The sequence below is a fragment of the Nonomuraea sp. WAC 01424 genome, from assembly GCF_003947315.1.
Taxonomy (GTDB): domain Bacteria; phylum Actinomycetota; class Actinomycetes; order Streptosporangiales; family Streptosporangiaceae; genus Nonomuraea; species Nonomuraea spiralis.
The window spans coordinates 21,941-35,610 of record NZ_QHHZ01000027.1; the positions used below are offsets into that span (position 1 = coordinate 21,941).

Genomic DNA, 13,670 nt, shown 5'->3' on the forward strand with positions numbered 1-13,670 from the left:
CAGCGAGAAGAACAACACAGGCGAACGGCTGACACCCTGATTCGATCATCACAGGTGGCGCCACGCTGAAGAATTCTCCGTCAGCGCAAGTGGGCACTATGTACAGATGGCGGTCAGCGTGCTCGGCACGTGCTCCAACACCTGGCCGAAGGGGTAAGCGGCACATAATGGTGATGGTCAAGAACACATGGTTGCTCGGTGGTTGCTCGCGTGTACGCGATGCAGCACGGCACCCGTCATCACTTCCCGACACGACGGTGGGGAGAATTCCGTCCACAGCGATAGAAAAGGTCACTCCGCGACACTGAGCGACACCCAGGGAACCGACTCATAATCCGTGGGTCGTGGGTTCAAGTCCCACCCGCCCTACTCTCCTCACCACCGTATCCCTAGTGTGAGCAGGGGTTTTGCAGGATCGCAGGCCACGCGGACAGGCAGCGGAGAGCAGCCATGTGCCACCCGTCGCGGAACATACGCGGAATGGACCGCGGGGGTGTTCTCCCAGGTCACGCACAGCAAATGACCCTGGGACCAGCCCAGGGACTTTGCGTTCCAAGGATCACTGCGACAGAGCTTCCAAAGTGAGACAGCCGCGTGCCTCAGGTCGTACGGTCTGACAGCCAACGGGGACAAGACCTGGTCATGGGCGAGGGCGAAGGCCCGTGCTTCCTTCCCCACCTGGGAGACGGTCAAGCCCGAGAAGACCGCACCGGTTCGGGTGCGGAACAGCCGGCCGTCTTCCGCCGCGCCGTGCTGTTCGATGTGCTCGCAGAGAATGGCCACCAGCTCCGGAGGGATCGGCACGACGCGGGTGGTCTTCACGTCGCGATGCCTCAGGCCCCGCTCGTCGTGCCTCTCCCCTCAGTCCGCGTAGCGCTTGACGCTCTCCGGTCGGGTCTTCTGAAGGGTGAGCAAGCCCCACCCCTTCTTTGGGAGCAAGCGGTCGTCGTGCCGGAGGCCTGCCGCCTCTCCCGGTCGAAGGGCACCGAAGTACGTGCAGGCGAACAGCGCCCGCAGCATCGGAGCGCGCGAGCGTCCGACGCAGGCGACCGCCGTCAGCGTTCCCATCCCTGCCCGGGGTTGATGACGGAGCGCCGATCAACCTCGCCGCTCACCTTGGCCTTGCGGAACTTGACCTTGTGGAGGGGATTTGCCGAAAGCTCCTCCGACTCCACGGCGTATTCAAGCGGCGGCGCGGCGCGCTGCCGCACCCCGGCCCTCCGCCCGCCCGCCGTCCGGGCGTGCGGCCTGGGGGTGCCACGCCGCCGCACAGATGCAGCCCTCACGATCGCCACATCATGGCCGGTCGCCATACAGGGTCGGGGGCGATCGAAGGTCCAGGGCTTCGTTCCTCAGCCCTGGACCACCGGATTGCCTGGAACTCTCCGTGCTGCCTGCGCCATCGGGGCTGGGCAGGGGAGGGTCCTCAAGACCTACAATCCGCACATGAACGCCTTATGCCGGGCCGTAATCGTGGGAAGCGTGATTGGGCTGATGGAGGTCTTCCTTTACCTCAACAGGTCGGAGGACGACTTCACCGGCACAAATGTGATGCTACTTGCGCCGTTCGGTGCGGGCTTGCTACTCGGATGGCTTATCAGATTGCCGCGTTGGTGGCTGGTGGCAGCTCTGGCTCCGTTCGTCAACATTGCGATCATCGTTCTCGCGCTTCGGGACCTGACGCTCCCTGACATCATGGATCTCGGTGTACTTCGCGGTAGCCTCCTTTTTGCCACCATTGGAGTCGGCGGCCATGTGGCGGCGACGGCCATTATGGTGCAGATGGATCGAACACTTCGCTTCTCAGTAATCGGCGCACTCATCATCGGGTTCGTCGGTATGTTCTGGAACCGCGACGCGATCAGCGAGGCGGCGGGAGAGCGGAGGCTCACTCAATCCGGCCTCCCACTGATAGACCTTGGCTCTCAGCAGTATCGATCCATTTACCTGACAGAGTGGTTCGGAGAATGGGAGATGGGGCTGCCGTCCATCGAACTTGGCTATGCCCGGCTACGCGACCAAGCGGAGATCGAGCTCTATGTCATGCCGAGGACAGTGGCCTCCCCACAGGCCGCTTGCACCGAACCTGTGCCAGATGTGACCCACAGGCCCGACATAACCGGGGTCTGCCGACAAGTGTCAACGGACGTCTGGGTGCGCACAGAAAGCTCCAGCACGCGAGTTTTTGCGAGGCATGGCGGCGCCCTCGTGCAGGTGGCGAGCGACACGGTGTCAGAGGCTGACCTGCCTTCCATTTTGCCGATGCTCCGCCCCGCCACGGCGAGGGAGTTGGCTGCGATTGGTGGGATCTGAGTCTCCATGAATCCGCAAGCTGTGGATTGAGCAGCGACCCCAGGGCCAAGGTGGTTTCGATCAGCGGTAGGGAACGATCAAGCAGGGACTCTCTACCCGGCAGCCGTAGCCGGCACCGATGTGTTATTGGAGATCATCGCTAAGCATCCTGGGCCGCCGAGGAACGCCGCTCTTGGCGTCCTCTTCGATTGGTGGGGATGTTTCCGACCTGAGCCTGGATTCGAGTCGTACACCGATCAGAAGGGAGGGAGGATCTACGTCGTCGCGGCGATTGTCGAACGCGTGAGGGAGGCGGTTGGCCCTCTGAGAGTGATCGCGAAACAGGACTCCAACGCCCGTGAGCTCATTCGGGAGTTGATCAAAGCCCGGGACCAAGGTGGATGCTCATTGAACAGAGCCTGCGTAGGGATGTCGCCAACACGCCCAGTCAGCGAACCTCAGCTCCGACGCATGGCTTGGGAGCCACCCAAGCGGACGATCTTGAACTTCGGCGAACGTCCACGGACACACCGCGCCCGCAGGTCGAAGCTCCGGACCTGGATCGGGGCGTCTTCTTCAATGCACTGATTCCGGCTGGTCCCGTTCAGGGAGCATGTTGAAGCCGTTGTCGGCGAGCGCTGTGATGGCGGCCTCCATACAGTCGCGTGTGACTTGGTCAACCACGACGAGGTTGGGCTCTCTGAAGAAGCCCGTACCACGTGCCAGCTCGTCGGCGACTTCTTGCCCGAGTCGGACCGGATCGTAGAACACTGGCCGGTAGCACTGCCCGTTCCACTCGATCAAGACATCCGCGACCAGCCCTTGGACTCGACAAGAAGAGCCTGCTCGTCGAAACAGTCCGGCCAACGCATGCTGTACATGGCAAGAGCGTACCGACGCCGCATCGCAGACGATCAACCGTCAGTTGCAGTCCCTGTTGCGGGTCAAGCCCGTACCGGCCCGTTCAGAGCAGAGCCTCCATGCCCGTCGACCTGCATTGAACGATCCGGAACGGCTCGAACTGGATCTTGCATCCGTAGGTTCCGGGATCGAGCCCCCTGGGCGCCCCACCATCCTCGACCTCGAATCGTGTGTCCTGGACGTGGCCGGATGCAAGGTCACCTGCCGGCGCCTGCGGGTCGGGGGCGCTGTGCCCGGCCAGGGCGAGAGGCCGTAGCGCCGAGTTTGTCGTGATCCATGGTCGATGCCTCATCGCGGATTCTCACGCGCCGGCCGGGGAGTCGGATGACCGATCTCCGCGGAGATCGGGGGCCGTGATCCGGTACCCCACCCCGGGCGTGGTGGTGATGGCCGAGGGCTCGCCGAGTTTGCGGCGGAGGCGGCCGATGGTGACCGTGACGGTGTTGGTCAGGGGGTTGGCGTGCTCGTCCCACACCTGTTCGAGCAGGTCCTCGGCGCTGAGGAACGCGGGAGCGGCGCGGAGGAGGGCTTCGAGCAGGGCGAACTCCTTGACCGACAGGTCCAGGTGGCGGCCGTCGCGGGTGACGGTACGGCGCAGCGGGTCGAGCTCGATCCCGGCCGCGCGCAGCGTGCGGGGCCGGGCGGCAGGCTGGCGGCGGGCCAGGGAGCGGATGCGCAGCACCAGCTCGGGGAAGTGGAAGGGCTTGGCCAGGTAGTCGTCGGCGCCCATGGTCAGGCCGGTGACGCGGTCGACGGGCGCGTCGGCTGCGGTCAGCATCAGGATCATGACGCGGTCGTCGCGTTGAGTGATCATCTGGCAGAGGGTGTCGCCGTGGATGCCCGGCAGGTCGCGGTCGAGGACGACCACGTCGTAGGCGTTGAGGTCCAGCTTGGCGGCGGCCTCCAGGCCGTCGTGGGCCACGTCCACGGCCATGCCCTGATCGCTCAGACCTTCGACGAGTACGGCGGCCAGGGAGCGGGCGTCCTCCACCACGAGCACCCTCATGCCGCGACCTCCGCCGGCACGGCCGCCGCCGGCAGCGAGATGGCGACGCGGAGACCGCCTTCTGGCCGGGCCCGCAGGTCGAGGGTGCCGCCGTGTGCGGCGGCGATGGTCGCGACGATCGAAAGGCCGAGCCCGGAGCCGTTGCCGGAGTGGGTACGGTCGGCGCCGAGTCGCTGGAAGGGCTGAGCCAGCCGGTCGACCTGCCGCTGGTCGAGGAGGCGTCCGCCGGTCTCGACGACGAGCTGAGCTGTTGTGCCGTCGGTGGTGGCGGCGAGGCGGATCCAGCCGCTTTCGTGGTTGTGGGTGATGGCGTTGTCGATGACGTTGTCGATCATCCGGGTGAGGAGTGTGCTGTTTCCCTGCGTCCACGCGCTGTCGTCGACGAGGCCCGCGGAGTGGACGGTGAGGTTGCCGGCGGTGATGTCGGCGGCCCGGGCGTCCAGGGCGGCGGTCGCCAGATGGCGGAGCGAGAGCGTCGTGCGGTCGGTCAGGGCGACGTGCTGGGTGCGGGCGAGCATGAGGAAACCTTCGAGCAGCCGGTCGACCTGGTCGAGCTCGGTGCGGAGCCGGTCGGCCAGCGCGGCGGTCTGCACGGGTACGGGCTCCGGCTTGGCCAGGGCCACGTCCAGGGACGCGCGCATGGTGGCCAGCGGGGTGCGGAGTTCGTGGGAGGCGTTGGCGACGAACCGGCGTTGTGCGGCGAATGAGTTCTCCAGTCGTTCCAGCAGTTCGTCGATGGTGTCGGCGAGAGCTTTGACCTCGTCGGCCGGGCCCTGGGCGGCCAGCCGCTCGTGCAGGTTGTCGGCGGAGATCCGGCGGGTGGCCGCGGTGATCATCCGTAGGGGGCGCAGCACCCGGCCGGCGATGAGGCGGCCCAGGACGAGCGACAACACGGCCATGACCGCGAGTGCCAGCGCCGAGCCGATCAGGAGCTGGCGTGCCTGAGCCGCGTGGGTGTCCGACAGCTGAGCCTGGAGCCATGCGATGCGATCGGTGGCGGCGGCGAGCGTGGCCGGCTCGACCGGCAGGGCCTCAAGGGGCGCCGACCGGCTGACTCGCGTCCCCCCGAGGCCCACAAGATTGGTGATGGCCAGCAGCCCGACGGCGGACAGCAGGAACATGGCGCCGTACAAGAGGGTGAGGCGCAGTCGTACGGTGTGCGCCGGTCGTCGCCACTTTCGCATGGGTCCAGGATGCCGTGCCGGACCTAACAGCGATGTGACAGCCCCTGTTCGGCCCGTGTTAGAGCCGGGTCCGTACAACCGATCGCATGCGAGCAACCATCGAAGTCAGCGGGCTGCGCAAACGATTCGGCCCGACCCTGGCGCTGGACGGCATGTCGTTCACCGTGCTGCCCGGCCGGGTCACCGGGTTCGTCGGCCCCAACGGGGCGGGCAAGTCCACCACGATGCGGGTGATCCTCGGCTTGGACGCGGCCGACGAGGGCCACGCGCTGGTCTGCGGACGGCCGTACGCCAGCCTGCGCAACCCGCTCACCCACGTCGGCGCGCTGCTGGACGCCGGGGCGCTGCAGCCGAGCCGCACCGCGCGCAACCACCTGCTGTGGCTGGCCCACTCCCAGGGCCTGGACGGCAGGCGGGTCGATGAGGTGCTGCAACAGGTGGGGATGCGGTCCGCCGCCCGGCGCAGGGCGGGCGGCTTCTCGCTGGGCATGCTCCAGCGGCTCGGCATCGCGGCCGCGCTGCTCGGGGACCCGCCGGTGCTCATGCTGGACGAGCCGGTCAACGGCCTTGATCCCGAAGGCATCGTGTGGATGCGCGGCTTCCTCCGGTCGCTGGCCGGCGAAGGGCGGGCTGTGCTGGTGTCCAGCCATCTGATGAGCGAACTGGAGGACACCGCCGACCATCTCGTGGTGGTGGGGAAGGGCCGTGTCATCGCCGACACCAGCGTGGCCGATCTCATCACGACCGCCTCCCGCGGCCGGGTCACACTGCGGACGGCGGCGAGCTCGGCGGCGATGTCGGCGCTGGGCCACGCCGGCGCCACGACGGCCGTCACCGATCGCGACACGATCGTCGTCTCAGGGCTGCCCCCGGAGCACATCGTGGCCGTACTCAACGCCAATGGGGTGCCGTTCTCCGAGGTGGCGACGCACCGGGTGACGCTGGAGCAGGCCTACATGGACCTCACCGCCGACGCCGTCGAATACCGGGGAGCGGCACGATGAGCACCATTTCACCCCGCTCCTCACACCGCCCGGAACCGCAGGCCGGGCCCGGGGGATTCGGGCGGTTGCTGCGCGCCGAGTGGACCAAGTTCAGGACGGTACGCGGCTGGGTGGTCGCCCTGACGGCAGCGGCGCTGGTCACCGTGCTGCTCGGGTTGTTGTCGGCGTCCAGCAACCACGCCTCGTGCGGCGCCGGTCCGGTCGAGGTCGCCTGTCCACCGCCTCTGACGGGGCCGGACGGCGAAGCGGTGGACGACAAGTTCTACTTCGTGCATCGGCCGCTGGCCGGGGACGGCGGCATCACCGTCCGCCTCACCTCCATGACCGGCAAGATCCGTAAGCCCGACGTCACCCCAGGGGTGCGGAACGAGGTTGCCGGGCTCGTGCCGTGGGCGAAGGCCGGAGTCATGATCAAGGAGAGCACCGAGCAGGGCTCCGCGTACGCGGCGGTGATGATGACCGGCGCGCACGGGGTGCGGATGCAGCACAACTTCACCCACGACCTGGACGGCCGGCCGGGCGGCGTCTCCCCGCAATCACCGCGCTGGCTGCGGCTGACCCGCGCCGGCGACACCCTCACCGGGTACGAGTCCGCCGACGGCACACACTGGACCGAGATCGGCACCGCGGCCCTGGCCGGGCTACCGGCGACCGTCCAGATCGGGTTGTTCGCGACCTCCCCCGGGGATCTGACGGTCACGCAGGGAGATCTCGGCGGGTCCGTCGCGGCGGCCCGCTTCACCGAAGCCACCGGCGAGTTCGACCAGGTCAAGCTGCAGGGCAACGCGTCCGGCGCATGGCGCGACGACGACATCGGCGTCACCGTCGCGCCCGACGGGGTCGAGCACCACCCGGGCCGCGCCGACCGGTCCGGCGGCACCTTCTCGGTCACCGGCGTCGGCGACATCGCGCCGGCCATCGAGGGCCCGACCCTCGAACGTCCCCTCAGCAGCGCGCTGACCGGGCTGATCCTGGTGATCGTGGTGGCGGTCATGTTCATCACCGCCGAGTACCGGCACGGCCTGATCCGCATCACCCTGCTGGCCGGCCCGCGCCGCGGCCGGACGCTGACGGCCAAGGCGCTGGCGCTCGGCCTGGTCACCTTCGCCGCCGCCCTGCCCGCCACCGCGATCACCTTCACCGTCGGCGGGCGGATCCTGCGCGACAACGGCAACGCCGTACTCCCGGTGTCCGGGCTCACCCAGGTGCGCATCGTGGTCGGCATGGCGGCGCTGTTCGCGCTGGCCGCCGTGCTCGCCCTCGACGGCGGCGCGCTGCTGCGGCGCAGTGTCGCGGCGGTCATCACCGCCATCGCGGTGATCGTGGTCCCGCACGTCCTCGCCACCACGTCGGTCCTGCCCGACAGCGCGGCGCAATGGCTGCTGCGCCTCACCCCGGCGGCCGGCTTCGCCACGCAGCAGAGCATCCCGCAGTACGCGCACGTGCTCGGCCATTACGCGCCCATCGCCGGGTTCTACCCGCTGCCGCCGTGGGCCGGTCTGGCCGTGCTGGCCGGATATACCGCGCTCGCCCTCGGCTTGGCCGTCCTTCGACTCCGCCGGAGGGACGCATGAGACCTCCCCATCGGGACCTCTTCCGGTGTCGCGGGAGGAGTGCGTGAGAGAGCACCTGCATGCGGAGTGGACGAAACTCCGTACCCTGACCGGCACCGGCCGGCTGCTGCTCGCGATCGTGGTGCTGACCGTCGCCGTCAGCGTCGCGGCCTCCGCCGTCGTGTCCTGCGCCTCGCAGGGGTGCGGCTACGACCCCGCCAAGATCGGCCTCTTCGGGGTCCAGGTGAGCCAGGCGGTCGTCGCCGTCCTGGCCGTCCTGACGATCACCGGCGAATACGGCACCGGCATGATCCGCCTCACCCTGACCGCCATGCCGCGCCGGACCGGCGTCCTGGCCGCCAAGGCGATCATTCTGACCGGCCTGACCCTGATCGCCGGGAGCGTCGCCGTGCTCGCCTCCGCGCTGGCCGCGCGGCGCATCCTGCTCGACAACGGCTTCCCCGCCGACGTGCTCCTCCTGACCAGCGGTCCCATGCTGCGCGCCGCCGTCGGCTCGGTCCTCTACCTGACGCTGATCGCCCTGTTCAGCCTGGGGGTCGCCACCGCCGTACGGGACTCCGCCACCGCCATCGGGGTCGTGCTCGGCCTGCTCTATCTCTTCCCCGCGCTCATCCTCATGATCGCCGACGATGACTGGCAGCGGCTTCTCTGGCGGATCTCCCCGATGAACGCCGGGCTCGCCATCCAGGCCACCACCGACCTCGCCGGCCTCCCTCTCAGCCCGTGGGCCGGCCTGGGCGTACTCGCCGCTTGGGCCACCGCGGCGCTCCCGGGCGGCGGGCTGCTCCTACGGATGCGCGACGCGTAGCCGCCGGCCGGATCCCGGGCGACACGTCCGGCTCCAGCGAGCCGGACGTGAGCCGGGGTGACGTCAGGAGATGGTGAGCGTGCCGTTCGCATTACGGGCGCACGTGACGATCGTGCGGGGCGCCGTGGCCAAGGCGCCGGTCAGGCACTGGCCGAGGACCGTGTGGCCCGCGACGTTGGGGTGCCACGACTCCTGGCAGGTCTGGAAGTAGGTGACGCAGGTGTTCGCCGCCCGCTGGATGCCGATCTTGTCCCAGCCGGACAGGCTCGTGATGAACGTGCCGGACGGCCCGTCCTGTACGCGGACCGGCGTCGCCAGCGCACCCGCCGGGCTGCCGGGGTTCTCGCAGAGCCTGGCCCCGTCGAAGGCCTTCTGGACGTCCAGTACGCGCAGGTCGGCGGCCGGGCGTTCGGCTGCCAGAGTGGCGTACGTGTTCTTGACCAGGGAGCCGAGGTTCTGGGAGAACACGTGCCCGGGGGCGAGGCTCGCACGGTGGATCGGGCACCCGGCGGCGTAGCGCTCGGCGCCGAGGGCGCGGAACTTGTCGCGGGTGTCGGTACGGCCGTCCTCGTCGTAGTACTGCGGGGCGAGGTCGGGCGGCAGCGGGTTGGTGTAGGTCTGCAGAATCACCTGGTGGGTGCCGTCGGCGTCGATCTGGTCGAGAGTGTCGAGGATCTGGCGAAGGGCCGCGGTGGTCTCGGTGGTGGCGGCGGCGACCTCGGTGTCGGTGGCCAGGTCCGAGGCGGTGCAGGGTTTCTGCGGCACCTCGCCCTTCAGGTAGGCCCAGAACTCCCACCAGCCCGTCCAGGCGTCGGCGATGAACCGGTTGGCGCACAGCGTGGCCACGTCGCCGAAGGTGAACTGGGTGTTGTTGGAGCCGAGGCCGACGAGGACGACGTCGATGTCGTACGTCTGGGCGAGGGCGCGCAGCTGATCGAGTTGCGAGGCGACGGTGCGGCCCTCGAGCCGCGCGCCGGCGGGGGCGGCGATGTCGGCGGGCTGGGCGCCGGAGCACGCGAGGTTGAAACGTTGCTGAATGCCCGGGAGCGATGCCTTGAACACCGAGGCGTTCGCCGACCGGTGACAGAAGTAGGCGTTGCTGTTGGCCGCCGACCAGCCTGGGAAGGCCTGTGCCGTACCGGAGGCGTCGACAACGGGCTGGTAGTCCCCCGCGCCTTCCCCGCTGATGAAGCTGTCGCCGAGCGCGACGGCGGCGGTGGGCAGGGCCGCCTGCGCCGGTCCACTCTGCACGGCCTGGATGCCCGCCGCGCTCACCAGGAGCATGGCAACCGCGGCGGCACGCTGGAGGAACCCCACAACCGCCTCATTTCCTACTAAATAAGTACGAAATTCGCATGTGTGGATCACAACACGCCGCACCAACGGCGTCAACATGCCCGCCCCCGGCGATAGCAGCCGAACGAGCGCGGTGAGGCCCTGTGCGCGAAGCTGCGCGCACAGGGCCTCACCGCGCTTTCACCCTGGCCCGAAGGCAGGGCTCGTGATCACCAGCGAGTGGCGGCTGACGGTTGCCGCCGAGCCCCGGCCCTGCCGGACGTTCATCGCACGACGTGGACGCGCAGGGCCGAACCAGCCTTGAGGGTGACGGGCTGGGAGAGGTTCACAGCCAGGCGCGTCCCTTCGGCGGTGACGGTGGCGGTCACCGGCCTGCCGTCGAGGTACACCTTGACGTGCTTGGGCGTCCCGGCCGCCGCCAGCTCCAGGTTGACCGTCCGCACTGTCGCGGTGCCGTACTTCAGGGTGAGGACGTCGTTCTGGGTGACACCGGCCCGCTTCTGGGTGAACGTGCCCCAGGCGGCGCCCGTGCTGAAGAAGGAGCGGTGGTTCTCCGGCTTCCAGGTCGGGGCGAAGGTCACCTTCTGGGCGGGCCCGTCGAAGGTGAAACCCTGCATCGCGGTCAGCAGCGACCAGGACGAGAGGGTCCTGCCGTACCATTTGCCGCACTCGTCGTCACCGAACGGGCTGCCGGTGCCGTCACCTGTCGAGCACGGTTCCGCGCTGATGTGCTCGGTCCTGGCCCGGCCGTCGTAACGGTCGGAGACCGCCTTGACCACGCGCAGGCCCTCGTCGAGCAGGCCGCGCTGGAGCATCAGCGCCGCCGCCGAATATTCGAATCCGGACATGACCTCGTCGAAGTAGAGCGGGCTGTTGCCCGGCTTGGGGTTCTTCGGCCAGGTCATCATCTGCAGGCCGGCGTCGGTCTCCTCCACGTACTGCCGGAACTGGTGGCTGTCGTCGTAGCCGAGGAAGTGCTCCTTGAAGTTGTAGTGGAACAGGTTCTTGGCGGCCGTGGTGATGTCGGCGGACGGGTAGATGTCGCCGAGGCCGAGCTGAGTGGACCACCACTGGCCGAGCAGCATGTCGATCTCGACGCCGTCGCCGTAGGAGTGTCCCTGGGTCGAGTAGACCTCGTGGAAGTACTCGCCGTTGAAGAACCGCTCGCTCTGCTTCGTCCGGCCGGAGGCGTAGATCGTGTCGTAGCCGGCCTTGGCCGTGCCGTCGCCGGCGAGTTCGGCCATCTTGGCCGAGGCGTTGACGGCGGCCAGGTAGAGCGAGCCGAGCCAGGATCCGTCGCCGGTCTCGCCGCCGTCGAGCGTGGTGTTGTGGATGCCGGTCAGCACGCCGTCCCGGTCGGGGTCGGCCTGCGCGACCACGTACTCCATCGCCGACTTGATCTTCGGCCAGTTCGCCGTCAGCCAGGCCCGGTCCGTGGTCTGATAGGTCCGGTACGCCGAGAGGATCACGCCGGTCTGCCCGTCGAGGGTGAAGGTGGCGTCACTGTCGAACCGCATAGGGATCTTGCCCGCCGCGTCCATGTTGTCCAGCCACTGCTGGGTCCAGCGCTGCCCGACCTCGGGCCACAACCACGCCTGGCTCTGGGCGTAGTGGAAGACGTGGGTGGGCATGCCCGGACAACAACCCCAGCCTTCACGGGCGCCGAAGAAACCGTTCTTGGCCCACCACACGGTCGGGGTGTGCAGCAGCGCGGTGGCCGAGGTGACCCGGTCGAGCAGGTACTGGGGCAGGTTCGAGTCGTAGACGGTGTCGTGGTAGAGCCTCGTCCGGCCGACCAGCTGGTCGAGATTGTCCTTCACGTAACCGGCGACGGCGTCGGCGCCGGTCCACCAGTTCTCGTACTGCCGGCCCGGACCGCCGTTGAAGTTCTGGGCGTCGGGGAAGTTCCAGCTCAGCACGACGGGGATGGTCTTGGACGCACCGGGCTGGAGCGTCACCGTGGCCGCCAGCGCGCCGTCCACGGTGGTGTTCGCCGCCGGGCTGACGGCGTCGGCGGGGCCGGCGAGCGTGCCGTCGTCGGTGAGGTCGCCGTGCAGGGCATCGAGCGTGGTCCAGGCGGCGGTGCCGGTGACGCCGCCGGTCAGCGCGGCGAGGTTCATGCCGCCCGCGCCCTGCTTGCCGGTCATGCGCAGGTTCCTGCCGTCGAACACGGTGCGGTTGTCCCCGTAGCCCGCCACGACCCGGTTGTTCGCGCCGCCGATCGTGTCGTAGCCGTTGAAACCGACCGCGTTCTGCTGCGCGGCCAGCACCGACACCTCGGCGGGCCGCGGGCCCGAGTTCTTGACGGTGATGTTGTAGATCGCGGTGGGGATGGCCGAGTCCTTGACGTCGCCCGGGATCATCGGGTTGAGGACCTCGGTGGAGACCTCGACCGGCAGCGACTCGTCCTTGTACTGATAGTTCAGGATCGGATACTCACCCTGCTGGGTGAGCGACTTCATCGGCTCGAACGCGCCCACCCCGGTCGTCTGCAGCGCCCGCACCACCGGCCGTCCGCCCGCGGCCTTGGCTCGTACGGCGAAGAAGCTGTTGGGCAGCTTGCCCTTCTGGTAGGTGTCGGCCTCGAGGTGCCAGCCGCCGCGGCCGAGGTTGTTGAAGATCCACCAGGTCGGCCGGGCGCCCGTGCCGTCGTGCACGATGCCGGCCGAGCCGAGCGGGCCCACGGGGAAGCGGGTGTCGGTGAGGTTCCGTCCCGCGTAGGTGACCGTCTCGCCGCGCGCCCGCAGGTCGGCGTACGGCCGGGCGTAGGCGTACACCTTGCCGGACTCGGCGCCCGGCGAGAGCGAGGACACGGCGTAGAAGTAGGCCGTGTCCGGGCCGGTCTCCCCGTCGGTGAAGCTCGTCCCCGAGACCTCGCCGAGCCTGGTGAAGCCGGAGTCGCGCTCGGTGGAGCGGTAGACCGCGTAGACGCCTCCGCCGATGGCGGGGTCCCAGGTCAGCGTCGTCCGGCTCGCCGTGCGGGCCACCCGTACCTCGCCGGGGGTGGCGGGCAGGTCGTTGCGGATGTCGTCGACCGTGATGTGGCCCCAGCCGCTGGTGGAGTCGTCCACCACCTTGATGATCGCGCGTTCGCCGATGTGCGCGGACACGTCGAGCAGGCGCCGGGCCATGACTTCGGCGCTGTTGCCCCGGGCGACGGCGAGCTCCTGCCCGCAGCCGTCGGGCCTGGACTCGTCGTAGGCGCAGACCGCGACGTAGGTGTTCGCGCCGCTGCCGCCGCCGACCAGCATGGAGACGACCGGCTGGGCGATGGTGAACGCCCCGGAGACGACCACGCCGCGGTAGCCGTCGTCCGGCGTCTGGGTGGGACTCTCCAGGGTGGACAGGTGGTAGGCGCCCTCCCTGTTGTACGGCCTGCTGTCGTTGTGGTTGACGGCCCGGCCGGTGATGAGCTGGCCGAAGGAGCCCGAGACGATCCGCCAGCCCGTGGGCAGCGTGCCGCTCTCGAAGTTCTCGGTGAAGGCGCCGGCGGCCTGGGCGGGGATCTCGACGACGACGGCGGGCAGGGCCAGCAGGCCGCCGACGGCTAACGTGATGAGTCGTCCGGATGGTGTGCGCATGGGT

Annotated in this window: 10 protein-coding genes; 4 read left to right on the forward strand and 6 right to left on the reverse strand. The window is 68.8% G+C overall.

All coding sequences use genetic code 11. From position 1 onward, the window contains the following. Window positions 1-1,055 precede the first annotated feature (1,055 nt). Entirely contained in the window at window positions 1,056-1,211 is a 156-nt protein-coding gene (locus DMB42_RS53885; protein ID WP_185845267.1) for a hypothetical protein, read from the reverse strand. A gap of 235 nt (window positions 1,212-1,446) precedes the next feature. On the opposite strand from DMB42_RS53885, the gene DMB42_RS48790 reads away from it, so the two are divergent. Next, the gene (locus tag DMB42_RS48790) at window positions 1,447-2,313 is read left to right on the forward strand and encodes a hypothetical protein (RefSeq protein ID WP_125647818.1); all 867 of its coding nucleotides are present in this window, start codon (window positions 1,447-1,449) and stop codon (window positions 2,311-2,313) included. A 555-nt stretch (window positions 2,314-2,868) separates the two neighbouring features. Here DMB42_RS48790 and DMB42_RS48795 read toward each other — a convergent pair. The 3 genes from DMB42_RS48795 to DMB42_RS48805 form a co-directional block, all read right to left on the reverse strand. After that, window positions 2,869-3,096: a hypothetical protein gene (locus DMB42_RS48795; protein WP_125647821.1), complete on the reverse strand. Its 228-nt coding sequence runs from the start codon at window positions 3,094-3,096 to the stop codon at window positions 2,869-2,871. A gap of 418 nt (window positions 3,097-3,514) precedes the next feature. Beyond that, window positions 3,515-4,219: a response regulator transcription factor gene (locus DMB42_RS48800; protein ID WP_185845268.1), complete on the reverse strand. Its 705-nt coding sequence runs from the start codon at window positions 4,217-4,219 to the stop codon at window positions 3,515-3,517. After that, window positions 4,216-5,403 carry a cell wall metabolism sensor histidine kinase WalK gene (locus DMB42_RS48805; RefSeq protein ID WP_125647824.1) on the reverse strand — a complete coding sequence of 396 codons (1,188 nt, stop codon included), beginning with the start codon at window positions 5,401-5,403 and terminating at the stop codon, window positions 4,216-4,218. The genes DMB42_RS48800 and DMB42_RS48805 overlap by 4 nt, the downstream gene beginning before the upstream one ends. Window positions 5,404-5,489: 86 nt before the next feature. Here DMB42_RS48805 and DMB42_RS48810 point away from each other — a divergent pair, with 86 nt between their 5' ends. The 3 genes from DMB42_RS48810 to DMB42_RS48820 are packed head-to-tail and all read left to right on the forward strand — an operon-like array spanning window position 5,490 to window position 8,789. Then, window positions 5,490-6,407, forward strand: coding sequence for an ATP-binding cassette domain-containing protein (locus DMB42_RS48810; RefSeq protein WP_125647827.1), 918 nt, complete (start codon window positions 5,490-5,492; stop codon window positions 6,405-6,407). After that, on the forward strand, window positions 6,404-7,981 hold the full coding sequence (locus tag DMB42_RS48815; RefSeq protein WP_125647830.1) for an ABC transporter permease subunit: 1,578 nt from the start codon (window positions 6,404-6,406) through the stop codon (window positions 7,979-7,981). The genes DMB42_RS48810 and DMB42_RS48815 overlap by 4 nt, the downstream gene beginning before the upstream one ends. A 43-nt stretch (window positions 7,982-8,024) precedes the next feature. Further along, a complete protein-coding gene (locus DMB42_RS48820; RefSeq protein ID WP_125647833.1) occupies window positions 8,025-8,789 on the forward strand; it encodes an ABC transporter permease in 765 nt (254 codons plus the stop codon). Between the two features lie 63 nt (window positions 8,790-8,852). On the opposite strand, the gene DMB42_RS48825 is transcribed toward DMB42_RS48820, so the two are convergent. After that, window positions 8,853-10,106, reverse strand: coding sequence for a hypothetical protein (locus DMB42_RS48825; protein WP_221762703.1), 1,254 nt, complete (start codon window positions 10,104-10,106; stop codon window positions 8,853-8,855). A 242-nt stretch (window positions 10,107-10,348) separates the two neighbouring features. Continuing rightward, window positions 10,349-13,666, reverse strand: a complete 3,318-nt coding sequence (locus DMB42_RS48830; protein ID WP_125647836.1) for a GH116 family glycosyl hydrolase — start codon at window positions 13,664-13,666, stop codon at window positions 10,349-10,351. Window positions 13,667-13,670 lie beyond the last annotated feature (4 nt).